Origin of the sequence: Vibrio sp. 2CM40D (assembly GCF_023161825.1) — a bacterium.
GTDB classification, from domain to species: Bacteria; Pseudomonadota; Gammaproteobacteria; order Enterobacterales; family Vibrionaceae; genus Vibrio; species Vibrio alginolyticus.
The window spans coordinates 519,719-542,373 of the sequence record NZ_JALNTL010000001.1 but is presented as its reverse complement, the minus strand read 5'-3'; the positions used below and the strand labels follow the sequence as shown (position 1 = coordinate 542,373).

22 protein-coding genes are annotated in these 22,655 nt (G+C 44.7%); 15 read left to right on the top strand and 7 right to left on the bottom strand.

Going from position 1 to position 22,655, the window contains the following annotated elements; translation table 11 throughout:
- Nucleotides 1–52 precede the first annotated feature (52 nt).
- Together MTF70_RS02535 and MTF70_RS02530 are read left to right on the top strand one after the other, a co-directional pair.
- Nucleotides 53–475: a MarR family transcriptional regulator gene (locus MTF70_RS02535; RefSeq protein WP_005380103.1), complete on the top strand. Its 423-nt coding sequence runs from the start codon at nt 53–55 to the stop codon at nt 473–475.
- Nucleotides 476–599: 124 nt separating this feature from the next.
- A complete protein-coding gene (locus tag MTF70_RS02530; RefSeq protein ID WP_017635889.1) occupies nt 600–1,946 on the top strand; it encodes an MATE family efflux transporter in 1,347 nt (448 codons plus the stop codon).
- Nucleotides 1,947–1,997: 51 nt separating this feature from the next.
- Here the strand turns inward: MTF70_RS02530 and MTF70_RS02525 are convergent, their stop codons facing one another.
- The 3 genes from MTF70_RS02525 to MTF70_RS02515 all read right to left on the bottom strand — a co-directional run bounded on the left by MTF70_RS02525 (nt 1,998) and on the right by MTF70_RS02515 (nt 6,083).
- Complete coding sequence (locus tag MTF70_RS02525) at nt 1,998–2,876, bottom strand: U32 family peptidase (protein WP_205461191.1); 879 nt, start codon at nt 2,874–2,876, stop codon at nt 1,998–2,000.
- 20 nt (nt 2,877–2,896) lie between these two features.
- Entirely contained in the window at nt 2,897–3,910 is a 1,014-nt protein-coding gene (locus MTF70_RS02520; RefSeq protein ID WP_005386427.1) for a peptidase U32 family protein, read from the bottom strand.
- Between the two features lie 133 nt (nt 3,911–4,043).
- Nucleotides 4,044–6,083 carry a bifunctional diguanylate cyclase/phosphodiesterase gene (locus tag MTF70_RS02515; protein ID WP_248393840.1) on the bottom strand — a complete coding sequence of 680 codons (2,040 nt, stop codon included), beginning with the start codon at nt 6,081–6,083 and terminating at the stop codon, nt 4,044–4,046.
- A gap of 363 nt (nt 6,084–6,446) precedes the next feature.
- On the opposite strand from MTF70_RS02515, the gene MTF70_RS02510 reads away from it, so the two are divergent.
- Both MTF70_RS02510 and MTF70_RS02505 read left to right on the top strand, forming a co-directional pair.
- Nucleotides 6,447–6,974: an SCP2 domain-containing protein gene (locus MTF70_RS02510; RefSeq protein ID WP_005394645.1), complete on the top strand. Its 528-nt coding sequence runs from the start codon at nt 6,447–6,449 to the stop codon at nt 6,972–6,974.
- A complete protein-coding gene (locus tag MTF70_RS02505; protein ID WP_005380119.1) occupies nt 6,958–7,461 on the top strand; it encodes an N-acetyltransferase in 504 nt (167 codons plus the stop codon). Before MTF70_RS02510 ends, MTF70_RS02505 begins: the two co-directional genes overlap by 17 nt.
- Nucleotides 7,462–7,523: 62 nt before the next feature.
- On the opposite strand, the gene MTF70_RS02500 is transcribed toward MTF70_RS02505, so the two are convergent.
- A complete protein-coding gene (locus tag MTF70_RS02500; protein ID WP_005380120.1) occupies nt 7,524–7,970 on the bottom strand; it encodes a hypothetical protein in 447 nt (148 codons plus the stop codon).
- A gap of 159 nt (nt 7,971–8,129) precedes the next feature.
- Here MTF70_RS02500 and MTF70_RS02495 point away from each other — a divergent pair, with 159 nt between their 5' ends.
- The 6 genes from MTF70_RS02495 (at nt 8,130) to MTF70_RS02470 (ending at nt 13,411) form a co-directional block, all read left to right on the top strand.
- Entirely contained in the window at nt 8,130–8,528 is a 399-nt protein-coding gene (locus tag MTF70_RS02495) for a DNA polymerase III subunit psi (protein ID WP_005386429.1), read from the top strand.
- Between the two features lie 12 nt (nt 8,529–8,540).
- Nucleotides 8,541–8,996 (top strand): ribosomal protein S18-alanine N-acetyltransferase, encoded by a 456-nt coding sequence (gene rimI / locus MTF70_RS02490; protein ID WP_005386430.1) that lies wholly within the window; start codon nt 8,541–8,543, stop codon nt 8,994–8,996.
- A gap of 285 nt (nt 8,997–9,281) precedes the next feature.
- Nucleotides 9,282–10,871 carry a peptide chain release factor 3 gene (gene prfC / locus MTF70_RS02485; protein ID WP_005380123.1) on the top strand — a complete coding sequence of 530 codons (1,590 nt, stop codon included), beginning with the start codon at nt 9,282–9,284 and terminating at the stop codon, nt 10,869–10,871.
- A 94-nt stretch (nt 10,872–10,965) separates the two neighbouring features.
- Nucleotides 10,966–11,163, top strand: a complete 198-nt coding sequence (locus MTF70_RS02480; protein WP_017635884.1) for a DUF5363 family protein — start codon at nt 10,966–10,968, stop codon at nt 11,161–11,163.
- On the top strand, nt 11,150–11,923 hold the full coding sequence (locus MTF70_RS02475; RefSeq protein WP_005380129.1) for a TatD family hydrolase: 774 nt from the start codon (nt 11,150–11,152) through the stop codon (nt 11,921–11,923). The genes MTF70_RS02480 and MTF70_RS02475 overlap by 14 nt, the downstream gene beginning before the upstream one ends.
- 204 nt (nt 11,924–12,127) lie before the next feature.
- On the top strand, nt 12,128–13,411 hold the full coding sequence (locus MTF70_RS02470; protein ID WP_005380131.1) for a NupC/NupG family nucleoside CNT transporter: 1,284 nt from the start codon (nt 12,128–12,130) through the stop codon (nt 13,409–13,411).
- Nucleotides 13,412–13,769: 358 nt separating this feature from the next.
- Here the strand turns inward: MTF70_RS02470 and MTF70_RS24335 are convergent, their stop codons facing one another.
- The gene (locus MTF70_RS24335; RefSeq protein ID WP_005391675.1) at nt 13,770–13,904 is read right to left on the bottom strand and encodes a hypothetical protein; all 135 of its coding nucleotides are present in this window, start codon (nt 13,902–13,904) and stop codon (nt 13,770–13,772) included.
- A 90-nt stretch (nt 13,905–13,994) separates the two neighbouring features.
- Between MTF70_RS24335 and deoC the strand changes: the two genes are divergently transcribed.
- The 4 genes from deoC to deoD all read left to right on the top strand — a co-directional run bounded on the left by deoC (nt 13,995) and on the right by deoD (nt 18,349).
- Nucleotides 13,995–14,771 carry a deoxyribose-phosphate aldolase gene (deoC, locus tag MTF70_RS02465; protein WP_005380133.1) on the top strand — a complete coding sequence of 259 codons (777 nt, stop codon included), beginning with the start codon at nt 13,995–13,997 and terminating at the stop codon, nt 14,769–14,771.
- A gap of 97 nt (nt 14,772–14,868) precedes the next feature.
- Entirely contained in the window at nt 14,869–16,197 is a 1,329-nt protein-coding gene (deoA, locus tag MTF70_RS02460) for a thymidine phosphorylase (protein ID WP_005380134.1), read from the top strand.
- A 68-nt stretch (nt 16,198–16,265) separates the two neighbouring features.
- Entirely contained in the window at nt 16,266–17,486 is a 1,221-nt protein-coding gene (locus MTF70_RS02455; protein WP_205461138.1) for a phosphopentomutase, read from the top strand.
- 143 nt (nt 17,487–17,629) lie between these two features.
- On the top strand, nt 17,630–18,349 hold the full coding sequence (gene deoD, locus MTF70_RS02450; RefSeq protein WP_005380140.1) for a purine-nucleoside phosphorylase: 720 nt from the start codon (nt 17,630–17,632) through the stop codon (nt 18,347–18,349).
- A 95-nt stretch (nt 18,350–18,444) separates the two neighbouring features.
- On the opposite strand, the gene MTF70_RS02445 is transcribed toward deoD, so the two are convergent.
- A complete protein-coding gene (locus tag MTF70_RS02445; protein ID WP_005391677.1) occupies nt 18,445–19,050 on the bottom strand; it encodes a YtjB family periplasmic protein in 606 nt (201 codons plus the stop codon).
- Nucleotides 19,051–19,141: 91 nt separating this feature from the next.
- Between MTF70_RS02445 and serB the strand changes: the two genes are divergently transcribed.
- Nucleotides 19,142–20,122 carry a phosphoserine phosphatase gene (serB, locus tag MTF70_RS02440; RefSeq protein ID WP_005391681.1) on the top strand — a complete coding sequence of 327 codons (981 nt, stop codon included), beginning with the start codon at nt 19,142–19,144 and terminating at the stop codon, nt 20,120–20,122.
- A gap of 63 nt (nt 20,123–20,185) precedes the next feature.
- Here the strand turns inward: serB and MTF70_RS02435 are convergent, their stop codons facing one another.
- Nucleotides 20,186–22,534 (bottom strand): PilZ domain-containing protein, encoded by a 2,349-nt coding sequence (locus tag MTF70_RS02435; protein ID WP_025768210.1) that lies wholly within the window; start codon nt 22,532–22,534, stop codon nt 20,186–20,188.
- Nucleotides 22,535–22,655: the final 121 nt, after the last annotated feature.

Here is a 22,655-nt window from a genome sequence, read left to right as displayed (position 1 = left end):
GAGTGACTCATTTAAAATAGTTAGTCTTGCTAACTAAGTGGTGGTGGCTTTTATGGCATTAGAAGAAAGCTTGATTGATTTAGAGCGTTTTTGCGCCAAAGCTTGGCGTGTCTATGCCAAAGAAGATCCATTATCACATCTAAGCTTTAATGAGTTCGATTATTTACGTGTGATTCAGGTTTACCCTGAGGGTGTGCGAATAACCGATCTTGCAGAAGAGCTGCAAGTGACTAAGCCTTCCGCATCGACAATGGTTGTGCGTTTGGAAAAAAAGGGTTTGGTGAAACGCATCGCATGTAATGAGGATGCTCGTGCTAAGCGTGTGTTGCTTACGGAAGAAGTCGCAGAAAAAATGTCTTTGGAGCAGGTAGTGTACAAAGATATCTCTGACCAAATGATGCAACAATTAAATCAGCAAGAAGCTGAACAGTTACAAGCTTTATTGAATAAAGCATTGAGTAATAAGTCATTTTAAACTGAAGCAAAGGCCTCAGCTGTATGGTTTAGTTTTTGTTGTTTCATCTTTCTTTTATTTAATTTAACCATTTAGTTAGCCTTGCTAATTAAATGGTTAGCTTTGCTAACTACTGGTGACAGTCATGCAAAACTCAATTTATAGACAGTTTTGGAAATATACGATTCCAACCGTCGCAGCAATGCTCGTAAACGGTTTGTATCAAATAGTTGATGGCATTTTTATTGGCCGTTATGTTGGCGCTGACGGATTAGCTGGGATCAATGTTGCGTGGCCTATTATCGGTTCGATCCTCGGTATAGGAATGATGATTGGGGTGGGGACTGGCGCGCTGACTTCGATCAAGCAAGGAGAGAACGATCATGAAGGCGCTAAGCGAATCCTAACGACCGGATTGACGTTGTTAGCGGCATTGATGCCGATCGTTGCTACAATATTGTTCTTGTTTTCGGATGAATTTATTCGCTGGCAAGGTGCGGAAGGGCGAGTGTTTGAACTTGCGCTGCAATATTTGCATATTCTGATTGTCGCGTGCGTATTCACGTTGGGTTCTATCGCAGTTCCGTTTTTATTACGCAATGACGACAGCCCGAACTTAGCAACGATTTTGATGGTCATCGGTGCCGTTATTAACATTGTATTAGACTACGTATTTATTGCTTGGTTGGAGTGGGAGTTAACCGGAGCCGCTATTGCCACTGCACTTGCACAATTAGTGGTCACTGTGCTCGGTATTGGTTACTTCTTTACTTCAAAAGCAACATTACGCCTTCGTATCCGCGACTTCAAAGTTCAGGTTGATGCTGCACCAAAGATTATCATGATAGGTACATCAAGTTTCTTTATGTACGCCTACGGCTCTGTGATGGTGGCACTGCACAACGCGTTATTTGCTCAATACGGAAGTGCAATGTTGATCGGAGCGTACGCCATTTTGGGGTACATCGTGACGGTTTACTATCTGATAGCAGAAGGAATTGCGAATGGTATGCAGCCTTTAGTGAGCTTCAACCACGGTGCACGTAATCAGGAGAACATCAGAAAGTTATTAAAGGTCGCGATGGGGACATCTGTGCTTGGTGGGGTGGCGTTCGTTGTTTTGATGAACCTTTTCCCGTACGAACTGGTTGCGGTGTTTAATAATGCTGACCAACAGTTGATTGATAGCACCGTGATCGGGATTCGTTTACACATGTTTGCGTTGTTCTTAGATGGTTTTTTAGTTGTGGCGGCCGCGTACTATCAATCAGTAAACAAAGGCAGCAAAGCTATGTTTGTAACACTAGGCAACATGCTGGTCCAGTTGCCATTCTTATTCATTATGCCGAAACTTTTCGGCGTGACAGGTATTTGGTTAGCTTTCCCATTGTCTAACATTGCATTGAGTTTGGTCGTGATCAGTATGTTGTGGCGAGATGTGAAAAAGCTGCTTAATGAGAGTTCTGTCGAACCAAGGGTGCAAGCCTGCTAACAAAAGCTAACAGATAAAAGCGAGGCTAGGCCTCGCTTTTATCTTTAAGGATTAAATGGTTTTTACTTCTAAGCCCGCTAGTTGATGCCAATAGCCATTGCATTGGCGGCTTTCGAGCTTTTCAGGATTATCGCCGTATTCGTTTGAGCGAAAACGCTCTAACTCTGAAAAAGTATCGATACCAAGAGGGCTTAATCGGATCACATCAACCAGTCCTTTCATACTTGGTAAGTCATTGATGAGGTTGTAGCAATACCCTGATTGTGTCTGAATGCCGTTAAGGTTAAAGACTTCTTGTCCTTCTTGGCTGCTGACCTGGATACCCGTAGGGTATTTGATACAGCAGGTTTCGCAATCGTCTTTCGCTCGGTTTTCAGCTCGGGCTGTGAAACAGCGAGCGGAATACGCTAAAGGCAAATAACCGTGGCTAAATACCTCAACTTCAAACTTGTTACGAATACCAAGCTCGTCACACTGAACCAAAGTATCGTTTAACCATTCGCGAGAGAGCTCGACAGGCATGCACCAACGCATCATACCTTGCTTCAAAAATAAGTTGAGCGTGTGTGCGTTATAAGTATTGATTGCAGGGCCAACGACGAAAGGCACTTTATGCTCTGATGCCAATTGAACAGCAGATACGTCATTTGCTTCAATCGCGAAGTCACCGTTGTCGATGTACTTCCTCATTATGTTTACTTCACTCGGAGCTTCCAGTAGTGCCATTGTTGATAGCACCACTTGCTTGCCAGATGCGGACAGCTCTTTTGCGATTTCAAGCCAATGCGAAGGCTTCATTTCTCGACGTTTTGAACATACGGTTTCCCCAAGATAGATGATGTCCGCGGAGCTTGATTTCGCTTGTTCATAAAACGCTTCGATGTCTTGTTTTGGCCAGAAGTACAACAGCGGGCCAAGCGCGTATTTCATTGAATTATCCATCTTAACCTCTACTGCCATTTGCGGTGATAAGCACCAAGTGTGGTCTGCGTACCTTCAGACACGTTTGCCAATGCGGCATCCCAAGCCGCTTCGACTTGGTAAGCTTCTGGGTTTGCTTGGTAACGGTCAATCGCGGCTCGCCATGTTCGAGTGACTTGTTCTACGTAAGCAGGGCTACGTTGGCGACCTTCAATTTTTACAGACGCCACATTTGCAGCAAATAGTTCTGGTAGCATAGAGAGGGTGTTCAAACTGGTTGGTTCTTCCAGTGCGTGGTAGCGTTTTTTCTCGCCTTCGATTTCAGCTTCGAAACGACCTTTACACAAGGTAGGGTAGCCCGCATTTTCACCGGCGCTGTAGCGATCGATCAAAATGTCGTTAAGGCGGGATTCCAGACCATTTTCTGTTTCTTGCCAGCGAACGTACTTAGCTGGAGAGCATGCTCCCACAGTGTTTGGAGACTCGCCTGTCATATATGACGATAGGTAGCAGCGACCTTCAGACATGATGCAAAGGCTACCAAAAGCAAAGACTTCTAACTCGACATCGCTAGTGATGTTGCGTGAAAGCTGTTTGACCTGATGAATCGATAAAACGCGAGGTAATACTACCCGTTTTACGTTGAAGTTTTGTTTGTAAAAATCAATGGCTGCGACGTTGGTCGCTGATGCTTGCACTGAAAGGTGTAGTTCTAGATCGGGATATTTGCGAGCCGCGTACTCCAGCACTGCAATGTCTGCAACAATCAGCGCGTCTACACCCAGTGCCGCTGCATTGTCTACTGCGTTCGTCCAGCGCTCGAAGCCATTGGGATGAGCGAAGGTATTCAACGCGACATGAATTTTTTTATTGCGGTCATGAACGTATTGCACCGCTTTTTCTAACTTTTTGCCGTTAAAGTTGAGGCCAGCAAAGTGACGGGCGTTGGTATCATCTTTGAAACCAATGTAGACGGCATCGGCACCGCAATCAATCGCAGTTTTTAACGCAGGCAGGTTACCCGCGGGACACAAGAGTTCCATATGCTCACAATCATTGAGAATAAAAAGGTGTCCGCATTTTATGAAGAATTATGAATAGCGAAATTGACCTAAGTTAGGTTTAGCTCAATAAAGTCGATATTTACCCCTTGCGAGTAAGGGTATCGGGTCGGGGTTAGTTCTTGTGACGACGATTCTGTACAAACAGCTCTTCAATTTCATGTTTTGGCTGCGGGCGATAAAAATGGAATCCTTGAATCGCATTACATTGAAGGTTAGAGAGCAGGGTCGCTTGCTGGTGGGTTTCCACCCCCTCGGCAACGACAGTTAAGTCGAGCGACTTACCCAGATTAATGATGTTTTCAATCACAGTGACTTGTTTCGGTAGTGTGTCGATATCATTAATAAAAGCGCGGTCGATTTTTAGCTCGTCAATAGGAAAACGCGCTAAGTAGGAAAGAGAAGAGTAGCCGGTACCAAAGTCATCGATAGAGAGAGCGAAGCCAAGCTTTTTAATCGCATTCAACATTTGCAGTGTATGTTCGCTATCACTCATCACGGCACTTTCGGTTAGCTCGAAGGTAATGCAGCTTGGATCAAGCTCGGTAGTGCGAAGCAGCTTTTCCATAAAGTCGATCAGCTGTGGGTTGCCAAATTGCTCGGGAGAGAGGTTGATGGCGACACGGCCCGGCAGTATGCCTTGTTGCTTCCAACGTTTTACCGTATTGAAAACATCACGCATCACGACACGTCCAAGGTGTTCTATTAACCCAGCGCGCTCGGCGACAGGAATGAATGAGCCAGGACTAATGTACCCTTCGACTGGATGCTTCCAACGAACGAGCGCTTCTGCGCCGTTGATACTGAAGTCTCGCGCGTTAACCTTAGGTTGATACCACACTTCCAAACCGTTCTGCTGCAATGCTTTTTGCAGTTCAATTTCAAGCCACAAACGCATACGCGCTTCTTTGTTCATTTGATCGTTAAATTTGATCAGACGATTTCTACCACGATCTTTGGCTTCATACATCGCAGTATCGGCATTTTGTAGTAGGATTCGCGCATCTTGTCCGTCTTCAGGGTATCGAACGCTACCAATTGAACACGCAAGGCGTTTACTGAAGTGGTGCAAGTCGAAAGGTTGGTTGATCAACGAGATAATGCGATCGGACAAAATTTCAGCCATGCGGGTGTTTTCTGGCTCCGGCAGAATGACGCCAAACTCATCGCCACCCAAATGACCAATAATCGCTTGGTTTGGCAGTAACCGTTTAAGACGGGCCGATACCTCTTGAATCACTTTATCGCCAATATGGTGACCAAGTGAGTCATTAATGTTTTTGAAGTTATCGATATCCAAATAGAACACCAGAAGCGGTGTTTGCTTTTTGATCAGCTGTTCCAAACGTTTGGTGAAGCCAAAGCGGTTGTAGAGTTTGGTGAGCGAGTCAATGTGTATGTCTTCATTCGATGCAGAAGACAGGTTTTTGGGCGCATCATCAGCATCTTGGATTAGGATAATTTGAGATTCGCTACCTAATATCGCCGTGGAATCCGCGTGTAGCTGAACTTTCCGTTCAAAGCCGCATCTTGCACTGGTTAAGCAGACAAAAGGTTTGTCAGAAATTAATGTACTCAATCGATGACTAAATACCTTTTTACTGTTTTCATCGATGAATAAACGACTTAGCTCTTCGCCCAACAATTCATGAGGAGAGTTAAGTCCGAGAAGGCGCGCTGATGCGGGGTTCGCAGAGATGACAATATCATCTTCGATAAGCAGTAAGCCGTCTGGTAGCAGTTGTGTTAACTTCGCAAACTTACTTTCGGACTCTTCTAAGGAGCGAACGAGTATCTGCTTTTCTGAAGTATCGACAGCGTGAAAAACAACAAAGCGAATGTCGTTACCTTCAAAAACTGGCGAAAGACTAAAGTGAAGACTGGTTTCAAGGTCGGTTTCATCGAGCGTGATTTCGGCTTCGACATGTGTCCCTTTGAACGCGCGCTGATAGTATGGTGCAAGCTTCTTATAAAACTGTTCACCCAGCACTTGGCAATCGTTTAAGCCGACGATTTCCTCATGACTTAAACCTGCGATATCGCAGTAACGGTCACTTACCATTCGATAATTGTGTTTTTTATCAAGAATGGCAAAGAAGAAAGGGCTATTTGAGGTTAGCGTGGCAAACCAATGTTTTAATTGCTGGGAAGGCATTAGGGTATTACCGATCTCCAATGAGCCAGATTATTCGTCCGTGTATAAAAAGCGACACCCTGATAAGCCTGCGGCGATCTACCACCAAGCCAAAGTGTTACTTGCCATTAAAGGGCTCGCGGTTTTAGCTGTGCAGTCGACAATCACATGGATACGCTCAGATAACTATAACTTTGAAAATACGGTTGTAAAAGTGTTTATCCACCTGTTCGCATCAATAATACACGTAAGTTCAAAAAAAGAAGCGTTAGTGAGCAATAAACCACCAATCTAAAATAAGCACTTTATTGATACATAACAGTAATCTCATCGCCACGATTGCTTAATATAAGCAACCTAATGACAAAGTAACGGATAATGAACGTGTTAAACAAGATTCGCAGTCAACTAGTAAAGAACGCAGCTAATATTTTGCGTTCTCCAGTCCAGTTATTACCACAGCCAATTCAGCAAAAAGCGTTGCTAGAAGGGCTAAAAATGGTGTTTAAAGAAGCCTTGGAAGATGGTGACTTTGAGTTCCTTGAAGACAAGTGGTTAAAAGTTGCGATTAAAGACTTGAACTTAGCATGGTACATCAGCTATCAAGACGAAAAATTGGTGGTAGCTGAAAAACCAGTTCAGGAAGATGTGAGTTTTAGTGGTAATCTAAACGACCTAGTACTGATTGCTGGTCGTAAAGAAGACCCTGACACACTGTTCTTCCAACGTCGCCTTTCAATTGAAGGTGATACTGAGCTTGGCTTAGAAGTGAAAAACTTAATGGACAGTGTCGACTTAGAGCAGTTACCGAAAGCAATGCAAGTCGCTTTGAATCAATTGGCTGATTTTGTTCAGAAAGGAGTTCAAGCGCCTGCACAACCAACCGGAGTAGCGAATGCTTATTCGAACTGAAGCCCCAGCGGACATTCTTACCATTGACCGCTTATTGAAACACGCCTTCCCGACGGAAGCTGAAGCTGAGCTTGTGATGCGTTTGCGCGAAAACAGCAAATTCACGCTTTCCTTAGTCGCGTGTACAGATGAGGGAGAGGTGATAGGCCATGCTTTATTTAGCCCTGTGACCTTAAATGGTGAAGATTTGTCATGGCAAGGGCTAGCGCCATTAGCTGTTCATGAAGATTACCGTCGCCAAGGCATCGCTGCAGAGTTGATCAAAGAAGGTTTTGATTCACTGCGTGATTTTGGTTACCCAGTGTGTGTGGTGTTGGGCGATCCTGATTATTACGCGCGCCAGGGTTTTCAATCATGCGACGAGATGGGCTTTGAATGTGCTTGGGATGTCCCTAAAGGTGCATTTCGAGTCGCAGAGTTGGTCGAAGGTCAATGTGCTGGACGCTCCGGACGCATAGACTATGCGCCAGAGTTCTCTGAACTGTAAATGAAAGAAGCCCACGACTAAGTGGGCTTCTTTCTTATTCACTGAAAACTGAGATAGGGAGGTTAGGATGACTGGTTACTTTTCTTTTTGCCCCAGACCTCTATTTTCGCTTTTTTACTTACCCCTAGCAGGCTAAGTTTTGTGCTTCCCCAGCTACTGTAAGTCATTTCAATCCGTTTTAGCTTGGCTTCTTTTGTACCTGGAAGGCTCCAGGCACGAGTCGACAATCCGCTTGTTAGTACGCCCATAGAGGAAAGCTTTTTCTCACTACCATCTGTCATGACGACTTTTAAACCATTCATGTCTACCGTTCCTTGCACACATTTTAGTTTTATTTTACTGAAGCTTCGGTTTCGGAATAGGCTATTTGGTGTCACGGTATCTGTTTCTGTATGAAAGTTAACGGTTTTCGTTGCAATCAGCTCCCACTCATCGCTGTTATTAGCAAAAACACTCACGCTGGTGGCGGCTACCAGTGTGCAAAGTAGTAGCGTATTTAAGAATTTCATAATGTACCTCATATGTCATACCCAATGTGTGGCCGTTGGCAAAACGCTATGTTCAGGAATATCCAAATCATCTCATTGTGTTCAGGTGTTCCTTGAAGTCCTTTAGGTATAATCGCGATAATTTGATAGGATTGCCCTCGTTCAAATAGGTGACGGAAAATGTCAATTAACGAGAAACAGTATTTACGTGAAATGGGGATCAGCACATGGGAGCTGGTACACCCTGAAAGACTGGAAGGCTATCAATCGCCATTATTGGATTTGCAAAGTTCATGTAAACTCCTATTGGTATCGCCAATATGTCCAGAAAACGAGACGGCATTGATGTTTGAGCGCGTATTAAAAAGCATTAAGCTCACGCTTGATGATGCGCTACACCTAGAGCCTGAGCGCTTATCCATGCTGGGTGAACATCAGCTAGAGTGGGTGTGGTTTGCAGGCTGTGAGGCTGATCAAAGCATCAAGGCAAAGCACCTGACCTCGCCACTATTACAAGATATTGATGGTAATAACGAACAGCGCCGCGCATTGTGGCAACAAATCTGTTCGTACTCTTAACGGAGCTAATGCGTGACAATTGAAATTACGCCGATGCGTGCAGAGCACCTCGACCAAGTTTGGCAAATCGAGCAGCAAGCACATTCTCACCCTTGGGCCGAATCTTTGGTTCGTGACTTATCCAGTCGCGGTGCTTGCCACCATGTGATGCTGGAAGGCTCTCAAGTGGTTGGTTACTTCTATGGACAGAATATTGTTGGAGAAGTGACACTATTAAATATTGCAGTAGCGCCTTCTCAACAGGGCAGAGGGCTAGGGCAAAAATTGCTGGACGCGTTTATTGAACACTGTGAACAAGCCAAAGCAGAGAGTGCTTGGTTAGAAGTGCGTGAAAGTAATCACCCAGCTATCCATATTTATGAGCAAGCAGGTTTTAATGAAGTGGACCGTCGTTACAACTATTACCCAGCTAAATCGGGAAATGGTAAGGAAGACGCCATTATCATGAGTTACTTATTTTTGAGTTAGTTTTAGGCCGTTACTAATTACCTCATCAACACTTATGCTTTAAATGCGTATCCGGATTCGAGGCTTTTGAATATGTAATAATAATTTTTTGAATTTTTACATCTCTTTGTGTGGAGCTGGCTTTCCCTTGTTAGTTGCAGGTAAAGGCTGGTGAGCCGAGTAAATTCAGTTCATGTCTTTCCAGTTTGCTAGCACAGCGATAATAAGCGAGAATACCGCACAATATCGAATAGTAGATATGCTTGCCTATTTTGTGAGCATGAAAGTAATTTAGAAGATTAACTAATGTCAAATCCCCTTTTTTTAGGCGAAGTGTCTAAGCGCAGAACGTTCGCTATTATTTCTCACCCGGATGCGGGTAAAACCACCATTACTGAAAAAGTACTGTTATTCGGAAACGCGATCCAAAAAGCAGGTACGGTTAAAGGTCGTGGTAACGCACAGCACGCAAAATCAGACTGGATGGAAATGGAAAAGGAACGTGGTATCTCGGTTACTACTTCTGTAATGCAGTTCCCTTACAACGATTGTCTGGTAAACCTACTTGATACGCCTGGACACGAAGACTTCTCGGAAGATACTTACCGTACTCTAACGGCAGTTGACTCATGTCTGATGGTTATCGATGCAGCGAAAGGTGTTGAGGACCGTACTCGTAAACTAATGGAAGTTACACGTCTACGTGACACGCCAATCGTAACCTTCATGAACAAACTTGACCGTGACGTTCGTGATCCAATGGAAGTATTGGATGAAGTAGAAAACGAATTGGGCATGATGTGTGCGCCAATCACATGGCCAATCGGCTGTGGTAAAGAGTTTAAAGGTGTTTACCACATTCACCGTGATGAAACGATTTTATACGAATCAGGTCACGGTCATGAGATTCAAGAAGTTCGAATCATCAAAGGTCTCGATAACCCAGAGCTTGATGAAAAAGTTGGTGCAGGCCTTGCGGAAAGTGTTCGAGAAGAGCTTGAGCTTGTCATGGGTGCTTGCCCTGAGTTTGATTTGGAAATGTTCTTAACAGGTGACCTGACGCCAGTTTACTTCGGTACTGCATTAGGTAACTTTGGTGTGGATCATATGCTAGACGGTCTAACTGAATGGGCTCCAGCGCCGAAAACTCGTCAAGCGGTTGAACGTGAAGTTGAAGCGACTGAAGAGAAGTTCTCTGGTTTCGTATTTAAGATCCAAGCGAATATGGACCCAAAACACCGCGACCGTATCGCATTCATGCGTATTGTATCGGGTACTTACACGCAAGGTATGAAGATGAACCACGTTCGTCTTGGCAAGCAAGTGAGTATCTCTGATGCAGTAACCTTTATGGCTGGTGACCGTGCACGTGCAGAACACGCTTACGCCGGAGACATCATTGGTCTACACAACCACGGCACTATTCAGATTGGTGATACCTTTACGCAAGGTGAATCACTGAAGTTCTCTGGTATTCCGAACTTCGCTCCGGAACTATTCCGTCGTATTCGCCTGAAAGATCCACTAAAGCAGAAGCAGCTTCTCAAAGGTTTGGTTCAGCTATCAGAAGAAGGTGCGGTACAGGTATTCCGTCCTCTACAGAACAACGATCTGATCGTTGGTGCCGTTGGTGTACTTCAGTTTGATGTTGTTGTGGCTCGTTTGAAGTCTGAGTATAACGTTGAAGCGATTTATGAAGGCATTAACGTTGCAACTGCGCGTTGGGTTGAGTGTGGTGATGCGAAGAAACTGGATGAGTTCCAACGCAAGAATCAAGCGAACTTAGCATTGGATGGTGGTGATAACCTAACGTATATCGCTCCAACAATGGTTAACTTAAACTTAGCGAAAGAGCGTTTCCCTGACGTTGATTTCCGTGCGACGCGCGAGCACTAATTTGCGCGGTTAGGGTAAGCCTTAACGCAAACTAGATTTTAAAACGCCCTTGGCTATAAACTTAGCCAAGGGCGTTTTTATATAAGGATAAGATATGAACTGGTTTAAACGTGGGCTAAAGCGTTACGACAATTGGTGTAAAGAAATGGGGTTAACCCCCGACCAGAAACGCAGTTGCGTCCCATATCGAAAAGACCCTGCCCACCAAACTGAAGAGAAGAGTGAAGCCCAACGATCTCCTGATTTTCTGCCCGCAGATACAGATAAAAAGCGTCAAGATGAAGCTCTTTGATACGCACTGCCACTTTGATTTTGATGTGTTTCAAGATGACTTTGCGCATCAACTTGAGCTTGCTCAAACGCAAGGCGTCGCAAGAATTTTGATTCCTTCCGTCGGTCCGCAAAACTGGGCTCGTATTCAAACTTTGGCAGAGCAACATGCCAATTTGTATTATGCGCTCGGCTTTCATCCGTATTTTCTTGAAGATAACGTTGAGCAGCACCTTACAGAGCTAGAAGGCTATCTAAATCAAAAAGGGCAGCAGTGCGTGGCAATAGGAGAGTGTGGTTTAGATTTTGCCATTGATGTTGATCCACAGTTGCAAGAAAAGATACTTGAAGTTCAATTTGAGCTGGCTAGACGCTTCGAACTCCCAGTTATTTTACATAGCCGAAAAGCGCACAATCGCCTCATTCAAATGGTGAAAGCGGCGAATCTCCCTAGAGGTGGTGTGCTACACGCTTTTTCTGGGAGTTATCAGCAAGCCATGGAGTGGGTCAAATTAGGTTTTTTTATCGGTGTAGGAGGAACGATTACCTACCCAAGAGCCAAGAAAACACGCGACGCAATTCAAAAATTACCACTCGAAAACCTAGTAATCGAAACAGACGCACCAGATATGCCTATACTTGGATATCAAGGGGAGTCAAATCACCCAGCCAAACTCATTCACGTCTTTAATGAGCTCGTAGAGTTGCATAACGGCCGAAAGCAATCGATTGCCTCTCAACTGTGGAAAAATAGCAATTTTGCTTTCTCGATATGTGAATAAAATCTAAAGATGTGGTTTGAAATCGAAAACGTTTTCCTGCTTATTGTGAATTAACTCACAAAGCTGGTTGAATCAATCATGAATCTTATAGGAAAGTGTGAGGCTGGCATTACTTTAATTGATTCTGCATGAGTATAATTGCCCCCGCTTTATAGCTCCATTTTGTAACACGCCAATAAATAACTTATAAGGAAGTCATAAACTATGAGCCTGTTTATGAGCCTAATCGGTATGGTAGTGCTTCTTGCGATTGCAGTGGCATTTTCTAACAACCGAAAAGCTATCAACTTTAGAACTGTGGGTGGCGCATTCGCTATCCAATTCGCATTAGGTGCATTTGTTCTGTATGTACCTTGGGGCCGTGATCTACTAAACGGTTTCTCTTCAGGTGTTTCTAACGTTATCAACTACGGTAACGATGGTTCATCATTCCTGTTCGGTGGTCTTGTTTCTGACAAGATGTTCGAAGTATTCGGCGGCGGCGGTTTCATCTTCGCATTCCGTGTTCTTCCTACACTGATCTTCTTCTCTGCACTGATTTCAGTTCTTTACTACATTGGCGTTATGCAATGGGTTATCAAGATTCTTGGTGGCGCACTACAAAAAGCGCTAGGCACTTCGCGTGCGGAATCAATGTCAGCAGCAGCTAACATTTTCGTAGGTCAAACTGAGGCACCTCTAGTTGTTCGTCCATTCGTTCCAAAAATGACTCAATCAGAGCTATTCGCGGTAATGTGTGGTGGTCTAGCTTCTGTTGCTGGTGGTGTACTAGCTGGTTACGCATCTATGGGTGTTCCACTAGAGTACCTAGTTGCGGCATCATTCATGGCAGCACCAGGTGGTCTACTGTTCGCTAAAATCCTTCACCCAGAGACTGACCAGCCTCACGAAAGTATCGAAGAAGCGATGGACGGCGGTGACGACAAACCAGTTAACGTAATCGACGCAGCTGCGGGCGGTGCGGCTTCTGGTCTACAACTTGCGCTTAACGTAGGTGCAATGCTAATCGCATTCGTTGGTCTAATCGCGCTAATCAACGGTATGCTAGGTGGCATCGGTGGTTGGTTCGGCATGCCAGAACTAACGCTAGAGCTAATCCTAGGTTACGCGTTCTCTCCACTAGCATTCCTAATCGGTGTTCCATGGGCAGAAGCTGTAACAGCTGGTTCATTCATCGGTCAGAAAATCGTAGTGAACGAATTCGTTGCTTACTTGAACTTCACACCATATCTAGGTGAAAACGCTCAAGTAATCGCGGCAACTGGTGAAGTAATGTCTGAGAAGACAACAGCTATCATCTCATTCGCACTATGTGGTTTCGCGAACCTTTCTTCTATCGCGATTCTACTTGGTGGTCTAGGTAGCCTTGCACCAAACCGTCGTAGTGACATCGCTCGCATGGGTGTTAAAGCAGTTCTTGCAGGTACGTTGTCTAACCTTATGGCAGCGACAATTGCAGGCTTCTGCTTAAGCCTTGCAGCACTATAATTAGAATCGGTTCTTAATATATAGACGCCGTTTTACATCATGCCCTGTAGCAAGAGATTGCTGCGGGGCATTTTTCGTTTTTCGGGCTCCAAAATTTCATCGGGTGTTTGCCTTAGTCGAGGTATTACGCAGTCAATGGAATAGGGGCTAGGAAATTTTGAGATACAAACCGTTTGCGCTCTATTTGGTGCTACAGTTTTGCGGTGAAACTCTATAATGTATTAATCACAGGATAGTGGTTAAGCTTGATTCTTAATCACGTAATGAATATTACATAATCGATGGGCAAATGAATTGCCCTGCAATATCAGATCTAATAGGCGTTTTGCTTTGTGATGTGATATTAAAGACACCGCAATCATAGATTGTTGTGCCATAGGCCAAACTGGTACTGTGCGGTGACAAGGATAGCAATTGGCATATGATAAATTTTCGCTGTATATGCCGAGTCTTCAGGGAACCAAGTCCGTTCATTAATAGACTGTTTAGCCATTTACTCACATTGTCTCGACTTGTTGATTATAGTTAAAGACGTGATGTAAGGCTGAGTAGTGAATTTTTTGAATATTGATCGGAGATAGAAATGAGCGATTTAAAAGCAGCAGCGCTACGTGCACTTAAACTTATGGACCTAACTACGTTGAATGACGATGACACTGATGCAAAAGTGATCTCACTATGTCATGACGCGAAAACAGCAGTAGGCAACACAGCTGCAATTTGTATTTACCCTCGCTTTATTCCTATTGCTAAGAAGACACTTCGTGAGCAAGGTACGCCAGAGGTTCGTATTGCAACAGTAACGAACTTCCCACATGGTAACGACGACATTGAAATCGCAGTTGCTGAAACAAAAGCGGCGGTTGCTTACGGTGCAGACGAAGTTGACGTAGTTTTTCCTTACCGCGCGCTAATGGCGGGTGATGAGAAAGTAGGCTTCGAACTAGTTAAGCAATGTAAAGAAGCTTGTGGTGACATTCTTCTTAAAGTGATCATCGAAACAGGTGAACTAAAAGAAGAAGCACTAATCAAGAAAGCATCTCAAATCTGTATTGAAGCAGGTGCTGACTTCATTAAAACTTCAACTGGTAAAGTGCCAGTAAACGCAACACCAGAATACGCTCGCATGATGCTTGAAGTTATTCGCGACATGGGTGTTGCAGAAACTGTTGGTTTCAAACCAGCAGGTGGTGTGCGCACTGCTGAAGACGCAGCAGCATACCTAGCAATGGCTGACGAAATCCTAGGTGACAACTGGGTTGATGCTCGTCACTACCGTTTTGGTGCGTCTAGCCTGCTAACCAACCTACTAAATACATTAGAAGTATCGGACGACGTCGCTGATCCAACAGCGTACTAATTCCAATAATACGTCTGAACGGTAGCACCTAAACGGGTGCTACCAAACCTCTTCTATCCTACTACAACCATGGCTCAAAAGAGCTTGGGAGGCACTAATGTATTTACCACAAGAAATCATTCGTAAAAAACGTGACGGTGAAGTACTTACCGCAGACGAAATCAACTTCTTTATTCAAGGCGTAGCGAACAACACGGTATCTGAAGGTCAGATTGCGGCGTTTGCTATGACGATTTTCTTTAATGAAATGACCATGGATGAGCGCATCGCCTTAACGTGTGCAATGCGTGATTCGGGCATGGTTATCGACTGGAGCCACATGAACTTCGGTGGTCCAATTGTCGACAAACACTCAACCGGTGGTGTGGGTGACGTAACTTCTTTAATGCTTGGCCCAATGGTGGCAGCGTGTGGCGGTTTCGTACCTATGATCTCTGGCCGCGGTCTTGGTCATACAGGCGGTACGCTGGATAAACTTGAATCTATCCCTGGTTACAACATTACGCCGAGCAACGATGTTTTTGGTCAAGTAACCAAAGACGCTGGTGTGGCGATCATCGGTCAAACTGGTGACCTTGCTCCTGCGGATAAGCGTGTTTACGCTACTCGTGATATTACCGCAACGGTAGACAATATCTCCCTGATTACGGCGTCGATCCTTTCTAAGAAACTGGCGGCGGGTCTGGAATCGCTAGTGATGGACGTAAAAGTGGGTTCAGGTGCATTTATGCCAACTTACGAAGCGTCTGAAGAGCTAGCAAAATCAATCGTTGCGGTAGCAAACGGTGCTGGCACTAAGACTACGGCAATTCTTACGGACATGAACCAAGTATTGGCGTCTTCAGCGGGTAACGCAGTAGAAGTTCGTGAAGCGGTTCGTTTCTTAACAGGTGAATACCGTAACCCTCGTCTACTTGAAGTGACCATGGCTTCATGTGCTGAAATGTTAGTACTTGGCAAGCTTGCTGAGAACACAGAAGACGCACGCGCAAAACTGATGGAAGTGCTGGATAACGGCAAAGCGGCTGAGTGCTTCGGCAAGATGGTTGCCGGCTTAGGCGGCCCTGCGGACTTCGTAGAAAACTACGACAACTACTTAGAAAAAGCAGAAATCATCAAGCCAGTTTACGCAACAGAAACGGGCATTGTCTCTGCAATGGATACACGTGCTATCGGCATGGCTGTGGTTGCTATGGGTGGTGGTCGTCGTGTTGCTACTGATGAAATCGACTACGCAGTTGGTTTCGACGAGTTCATCCGCCTAGGTGAGGTCGCAGACAGTGATAAACCTCTTGCGGTCATCCACGCTCGCACTGAAGAGCAATGGGAAGAAGCGGCAAAAGCACTGCGCAGTGCAATCAAAGTAGGTGGTGAATACACACCAACTCCAGAGGTTTACCGCCAAATTCGTGCAGAAGATATCTAATAGAACAAGTAATTACACAAGGCCTACTCAACCATAATAAAAAGCCGAGTGGGCCTAAGGAACGAGCAATGAAAAGAGCATTTATTTTAGTACTAGACTCATTCGGTATCGGTGCAACTGCCGACGCTAAAGAATTTGGTGATGTAGGTTCAGACACACTAGGTCACATCGCTGACCAATGTGAAAAAGGCTTAGCAGATAACGACAATCGCCAAGGTGCACTTCGCCTTCCAAATCTATCGAAACTTGGTTTGGCAATGGCGCATAAAGAATCGACAGGTCGCTTCGCACCTGGACTAGACACAGACGCTGAAATCATTGGTGCATACGGTCATGCAGCAGAGCTTTCTTCAGGTAAAGACACGCCGTCTGGTCACTGGGAAATCGCAGGTGTTCCTGTTCTGTTTGACTGGGGTTACTTCACTGACAAAGCAAACAGCTTCCCGAAAGAATTGACTGACCGCATTCTTGAGCGTGCGGGGCTTGACGGTTTCCTAGGTAACTGTCACGCGTCTGGTACTCAAGTTCTTGACGATCTTGGTGAAGAGCACATGAAGACTGGCAAACCAATCTTCTACACGTCTGCTGACTCTGTATTCCAAATCGCATGTCACGAAGAGACTTTCGGTCTAGACCGTCTACTAGAGCTTTGCCAAATCGCACGTGAAGAGCTAGAAGATTACAACATTGGTCGTGTTATCGCGCGCCCATTCGTTGGTGCTGGTAAAGGTCAATTTGAGCGTACAGGTAATCGTCGTGATCTTTCTGTAGAGCCACCATCAGCAACGGTTCTTCAGAAGCTCGTTGATGAGAAGCAAGGCAACGTGGTTTCTATTGGTAAGATTGCTGATATCTACGCAAACTGCGGCATCACTAAGAAAGTGAAAGCGACAGGTATCCCTGCATTGTTCGAAGCAACGCTAGAGCAAATCAAAGAAGCGGGCGACAACACGATCGTATTCACTAACTTTGTAGACTTCGACTCAGCTTACGGTCACCGTCGTGACGTAGCGGGTTACGCAGCGGCACTTGAGTACTTCGATGATCGTATCAACGAAGTGCTAGAGATTATGGAAGAAGACGATGTGCTTATCCTAACGGCAGACCACGGCTGTGACCCAACATGGCCAGGTACTGACCATACTCGTGAGCACATCCCAGTATTGGTTTATGGTCAAAAAGTACCAGCTGGTTCTCTTGGCCGCCGCGAAACATTCGCAGATATCGGTCAAACATTGGCAAGTTACTTCGGTACTTCTCCAATGGATTACGGTAAGAACTTCCTATAATTAGTTAGGTTTTTGAAAACTAGGAGCTTGATAGCTCCTAGTTTTATGTTTGCAGTATGTAAATGCTGCTTGTCGGAAATGAGAATACTCTGGCTTATATCGCCTTAAGCGCGGAGCGCTAGAGAAAGGTTAAGGAAAAGAAAATGGCAACTCCACATATCAATGCTGAAATGGGTGCATTTGCAGACGTCGTACTGATGCCTGGTGATCCACTACGTGCAAAATACATCGCAGAGACTTTCCTTGAAGATGTCGTTCAAGTGTGTGACGTTCGTAATATGTTTGGTTACACAGGTACATACAAAGGCCGTAAGATATCGGTAATGGGCCACGGTATGGGTATCCCATCATGCTCGATTTACGCGACTGAACTAATCAAAGACTTCGGCGTGAAGAAAATCATCCGTGTTGGCAGCTGTGGCGCAGTGAATGAAGACATCAAAGTGCGTGATGTTGTGATCGGCATGGGTGCATGTACTGACTCTAAAGTGAACCGTATCCGCTTTAAAGGTCATGACTTCGCGGCAATCGCAGACTACAACATGGTTCGTGCGGCAGAAGACGCTGCAAAAGCTCGCGGTATTGACGTTAAAGTTGGTAACCTATTCTCAGCAGAGCTTTTCTACACGCCAGATCCAGAAATGTTCGATGTAATGGACAAGTACGGCATTGTTGGTGTTGAAATGGAAGCGGCTGGTATTTACGGTGTTGCGGCAGAATACGGTGCAAAAGCTCTGACAATCTGTACGGTTTCTGATCATATCAAGACTGGCGAACAGACTACATCTGACGAGCGTCAAACGACATTCAACGACATGATGCTAATCGCACTAGATTCAGTATTGCTTGGTGACGAAGAGTAAGCGACGAAGAGTCATTCTATTTTTCGCTCTCAAGAGCTAAAAAAACAGCCCACACATTGCGGGCTGTTTTTATATGAGTTGTTAGCGCTACCTAGTTACTTGGTTAGCAGCAGGTTTGGCGCTTTTTTACGACGTATCGGTTGTCGACGTAAAATCAAGATGAACAACATACCACAGACAAAGCTCATTAAGACCATCATGTACATATAACGATCGCTCTTGCGATAGTGGTGGTCAGAAATAGCCGTCACCCGGCCCGTCTCAAAGGTCACGCGAACAAAACCGATAAGCGCACCATCTGCAAAAACTGGTTCAACCAACTGCTGGCGACCAATGGAAGCTGTTGCCAAAGGCGTATCCAGGCCAAGAACTTCGCGTACCGATAATGCCTCTTCACTAGACGCTAAACGTACACCCTGTGCATCGTAGATTGTTGCATCAAACACTAAACGGTCTTGTGCTAGCTGGTTTGTTAGCTGAAGTAATCGTTCTTGATCTTTAGTTAAAATCATCTCACTGGCAGAAAGAGACGCCTGTGAAATCAAAACTTTGGTGAGCGTTTCAAGCTGTTGTGCTTGAATTTTCTCATTACCCTTACTGATCACAACACTGTTTTTTATTGTGATAAACAACATCACACACAGTAGGATTAGTGCCAGAATTCTTAGGGCATTCCTTACTGAGAACAAAGATTCACTCATGCTCTTTACTCATCCATTTAAAATAAAACAAAGACTTGCCTTTTTAGTTTGTTGAGGTAACGTTTTAGCAAAGTCATAAGGGATTATATACATGGACGCGTCAAAAAGCTTGCCTATCAGAAAACATACGACACTTTTAAAACGATTACCCGAGACTCGATTTGCCTCCCAATTAGATAAAGCAAAAGCAAACTGGATCGTATTTGCTGAGTACCTTTCGCCAAGTCACTTCGAAGACATTGATTTCTTCACCGGCTTTTACAACCCAATACTAGAAACGTGGAAAGTTGGCCAATATGAAGTAGCCCTGATGGCCGGAGAGTTGACTCCTCAACATGAAACGATCTTACAAAGTCTCAACCTAGATTACGCCTCGCTTAATGAAGTGCCCGATCTATCAACCCAAGGGTTGATTGTATTTGATATGGATTCAACGGCGATCCAGATAGAGTGTATTGATGAAATCGCGAAACTGGCAGGAGTAGGGGATGAGGTCGCTGAAGTCACTGAACGTGCCATGCAAGGTGAGCTGGATTTTGAGCAAAGTTTACGTCAGCGAGTTGGTAAGCTCAAAGGTGCCGATGAATCAATTCTTGAACAAGTTCGTGCCCAGTTACCATTCATGCCGGACTTTGAAGCGCTAATTGCGACGTTGAAAGCCTTGGGCTGGAAAACAGCGATTGCCTCCGGTGGTTTTACTTACTTCTCTGATTACATCAAAGATAAAGTCGACTTAGACTTTGCTCGCTCCAATCAATTAGAAATTATTGACGGCAAACTCACGGGTAAAGTACTTGGCGATGTGGTAACGGCGCAGATGAAGTCTGACATTCTAGTGGAACTGGCGGATGAATATGAAATTGAGCAGCACAACACGGTTGCTGTCGGTGATGGCGCTAATGATCTTGTGATGATGTCGGTGGCAGGATTAGGGATTGCGTATCACGCAAAACCAAAAGTGGAAGCTCAAGCGCAATCAGCGATTCGCTTTGCAGGGTTGGGCGGTGTGCTCTGTATTTTATCTGGCGCATTGGTGAAGCAGCAAAAGGTCAGCTGGAAAGCTAAACCTTAACCATCCATTCGAAAACACCGCCAGAAAGGCGGTGTTTTTTTTCAATTTGGTATGACTTTGAATTTACTCGGTTAACTCCAATCTAATTACAACCTCTTCAGTAATGTCTTCAAATTCACTGTAACCAACGAGCGCTGTTAACTCTTTTTCTAACTTGCTCGCTTGATGTACGCCAAATTGGGTTAAGTCACTTAAATCTTGTTGCAGTAATGATGTCATCGGATCGAAAATTGGCGCAGTAGAAAGGCGAATCACGTAAAAGTCACCCATCATTCGCGCTTTCTTTATAAATTGAATCCGCTCTTTTACGCTGTTGAACTCTTGATGAAGCTTTGACTCAATGCCTGTAATTTTATTGCCTACTTTTGCGGCGCTTATGTAGATATCCTGATGTCTGGCTTGAGCACCTTCTACACGTTTTATTGGCTCTGCGATTAATGTGCTTGTCCGGCCTTTAAAGATAGGTTCAAGTGACAACAGTTGGTCATGCCCAAGACGGGCAAAAAGCTCAATGTGTTTAGGTAGCGGCAAGTTCACCCCGATAACGGGGGTTTTGATTGAAGATGACGTACTCTTACTGATAAAAATGGGCGTGCTCAGCGTACGCGAGAGCAACATGCAGTGCAGCCTTTCAAGTAGAGCATTACTTGGTAGCGTCTCTTTTTGCGGGATTAGCTTGTCTTGATTGTGCTCGATAATGCTGTTGAAAAAAGCGATTACCTTCATGGTTTGGCTGCTTTCATCAATAACTAGCTGCACGCTACAACCGTCTGGGCTTACACGAATTACTCGGTATGGCACCGACATTAACGGCAATTTTTTATCGTAGAGTTGTAATTCTCGAAAGTTGATTCTTACCTCTTGCCCAGAACGTAACATCGTAGGCTCACTTAGCCTAATTCCGAGTCCTCGTTTGGAAAGGTCAACAGTACAGCCGCCTGTTTTAGTTTGTCCTGAGTACAACTCTAAAGGTGTTTTAAAACGATAACGAGGCTCTTTTCGACGAGACTTTGCATCAAAATAAATGCCCTTTGGATTGCCGATAACTCTTCTCGGATGGCGAAACGCGTTTAATGTATTAGCGGGTAAGCGCGGCTTTTCAGTTAGCAGGTAATCCTGCCCTGACTTTTCGTCAGCAATTTCTTGCAAAATACCAATATGAGTCAGTGATTGAGACGTTTCTGCCAACTCTGGAGAGAATGCTGCTAGGTCTTCCTGTTCTTGCTCTGATAGTTCAAAGATTGAAATTCTAAAGGCGCGCCAACTCTCTCGTTTGCCACCTAAATGCCAAAATAGCTGGCGCTGTTCGCGAGTTGCTTCTGGGCGAAACATCGAATAGAAATAGGTTCGATTCTCGTGCTCGTGAGTAAATGAATAAAGGACATTGGTTGTTCCTTTAACACCAGGCTTAATGAGTGACGCGATGCGTTGCTCGTTGAATAAGGAACCAAACATTTGCTGGTTTCTCTCATCGTGCCAGTATTGCCAAAGCTTTTGATTGTTTGGCGTTAACATTGCTAATTTTAGGTCACTACCATCAAAGAATAGAGGCAAGCTGCTGGTGTGCTTTAGTGCGATGTGCTCATAACCGCGAGTTCGAGCTCGAATAATCTTGTCTTGATTGTCGTGACGAGCCCTTTTAACAGCACTGTTGAGCGCTTCATCTATCACTCTGTTGACGACATTGGTATCAGTTAAGCGTATGGTTCTGAGGTATCGAACTGAGTCATTTTCGTAACAGTCATCAACCGCGAGTATGCGGTATGCAAGCGGTTTCTCTATACCTGCAACGTTAGATTTGCTGGCAAATTCAGTAAACGTGACCTGAATAATTTCCCCAAGGTTATATTTAAATGCGCTAGGGACTTTAAACTTTGCGCCAGAGCTAGATAAATCAATGCTTAATCCATGAAGAAGCTGTCCTTTAGAACGGCAAATTTCAACTTGAGATTGGACTTTCAAGCGTTTTTCTTGGCGCTTTAAATCGTAGCCTAGGTGAACGGGTTCTGCTAAGAACGGGCTTTTAGGATCCGTTAACGATTGCGTTTTTTGCTGAGTAAGGCGCTTGCTCATTACGCGAAAGTTATTTCGCGTGTTGACCAATGCTTCCCACATTCCTTCCGTGTAGCAGCCAAACTTTTTGATGTTTTTATGGTAAGCGTTGAAAGCAACATCATCCAACCAATGTGGAATGCCATCCAAAATATACTCGCGACATTCGCCTTGAACGCGACCTCGCAAATCAATGCTTTTTTTGCATGGAGCCATTAAGCGGTTAAGTTCCATTTTAACCAAAATTTTGGCCGAAGGCGGCTCTTCCTCGGTCAGTTGGCCAAGGACAAAGTCAAAGTCATTCGTACCGTAAACGGGAATGAGTCGTTCTGCGAGCGAGAGAATTTCAGATTGCTGCATTATTTCTGTTAGAGTATGTCGTTACTTTAAATTGTATCGGCTAAGCGAAGTAATACTTAAGTATATCAATAGTTCATTTCAGTTCAGGTCTGACTTGGCTGTGCTTAGTCACATTTGTAGA

Coding starts and splice junctions, on each gene's coding strand:
- MTF70_RS02535 (WP_005380103.1), top strand. CDS start 53: ATGGCATTAGAAGAAAGCTTGATTGATTTAGAGCGTTTTTGCGCCAAA.
- MTF70_RS02530 (WP_017635889.1), top strand. CDS start 600: ATGCAAAACTCAATTTATAGACAGTTTTGGAAATATACGATTCCAACC.
- MTF70_RS02525 (WP_205461191.1), bottom strand. CDS start 2,876: ATGAAATACGCGCTTGGCCCGCTGTTGTACTTCTGGCCAAAACAAGAC.
- MTF70_RS02520 (WP_005386427.1), bottom strand. CDS start 3,910: ATGGAACTCTTGTGTCCCGCGGGTAACCTGCCTGCGTTAAAAACTGCG.
- MTF70_RS02515 (WP_248393840.1), bottom strand. CDS start 6,083: ATGCCTTCCCAGCAATTAAAACATTGGTTTGCCACGCTAACCTCAAAT.
- MTF70_RS02505 (WP_005380119.1), top strand. CDS start 6,958: ATGCTTATTCGAACTGAAGCCCCAGCGGACATTCTTACCATTGACCGC.
- MTF70_RS02500 (WP_005380120.1), bottom strand. CDS start 7,970: ATGAAATTCTTAAATACGCTACTACTTTGCACACTGGTAGCCGCCACC.
- MTF70_RS02495 (WP_005386429.1), top strand. CDS start 8,130: ATGTCAATTAACGAGAAACAGTATTTACGTGAAATGGGGATCAGCACA.
- prfC (WP_005380123.1), top strand. CDS start 9,282: ATGTCAAATCCCCTTTTTTTAGGCGAAGTGTCTAAGCGCAGAACGTTC.
- MTF70_RS02480 (WP_017635884.1), top strand. CDS start 10,966: ATGAACTGGTTTAAACGTGGGCTAAAGCGTTACGACAATTGGTGTAAA.
- MTF70_RS02475 (WP_005380129.1), top strand. CDS start 11,150: ATGAAGCTCTTTGATACGCACTGCCACTTTGATTTTGATGTGTTTCAA.
- MTF70_RS02470 (WP_005380131.1), top strand. CDS start 12,128: ATGAGCCTGTTTATGAGCCTAATCGGTATGGTAGTGCTTCTTGCGATT.
- MTF70_RS24335 (WP_005391675.1), bottom strand. CDS start 13,904: ATGGCTAAACAGTCTATTAATGAACGGACTTGGTTCCCTGAAGACTCG.
- deoC (WP_005380133.1), top strand. CDS start 13,995: ATGAGCGATTTAAAAGCAGCAGCGCTACGTGCACTTAAACTTATGGAC.
- deoA (WP_005380134.1), top strand. CDS start 14,869: ATGTATTTACCACAAGAAATCATTCGTAAAAAACGTGACGGTGAAGTA.
- MTF70_RS02455 (WP_205461138.1), top strand. CDS start 16,266: ATGAAAAGAGCATTTATTTTAGTACTAGACTCATTCGGTATCGGTGCA.
- deoD (WP_005380140.1), top strand. CDS start 17,630: ATGGCAACTCCACATATCAATGCTGAAATGGGTGCATTTGCAGACGTC.
- MTF70_RS02445 (WP_005391677.1), bottom strand. CDS start 19,050: ATGAGTGAATCTTTGTTCTCAGTAAGGAATGCCCTAAGAATTCTGGCA.
- serB (WP_005391681.1), top strand. CDS start 19,142: ATGGACGCGTCAAAAAGCTTGCCTATCAGAAAACATACGACACTTTTA.
- MTF70_RS02435 (WP_025768210.1), bottom strand. CDS start 22,534: ATGCAGCAATCTGAAATTCTCTCGCTCGCAGAACGACTCATTCCCGTT.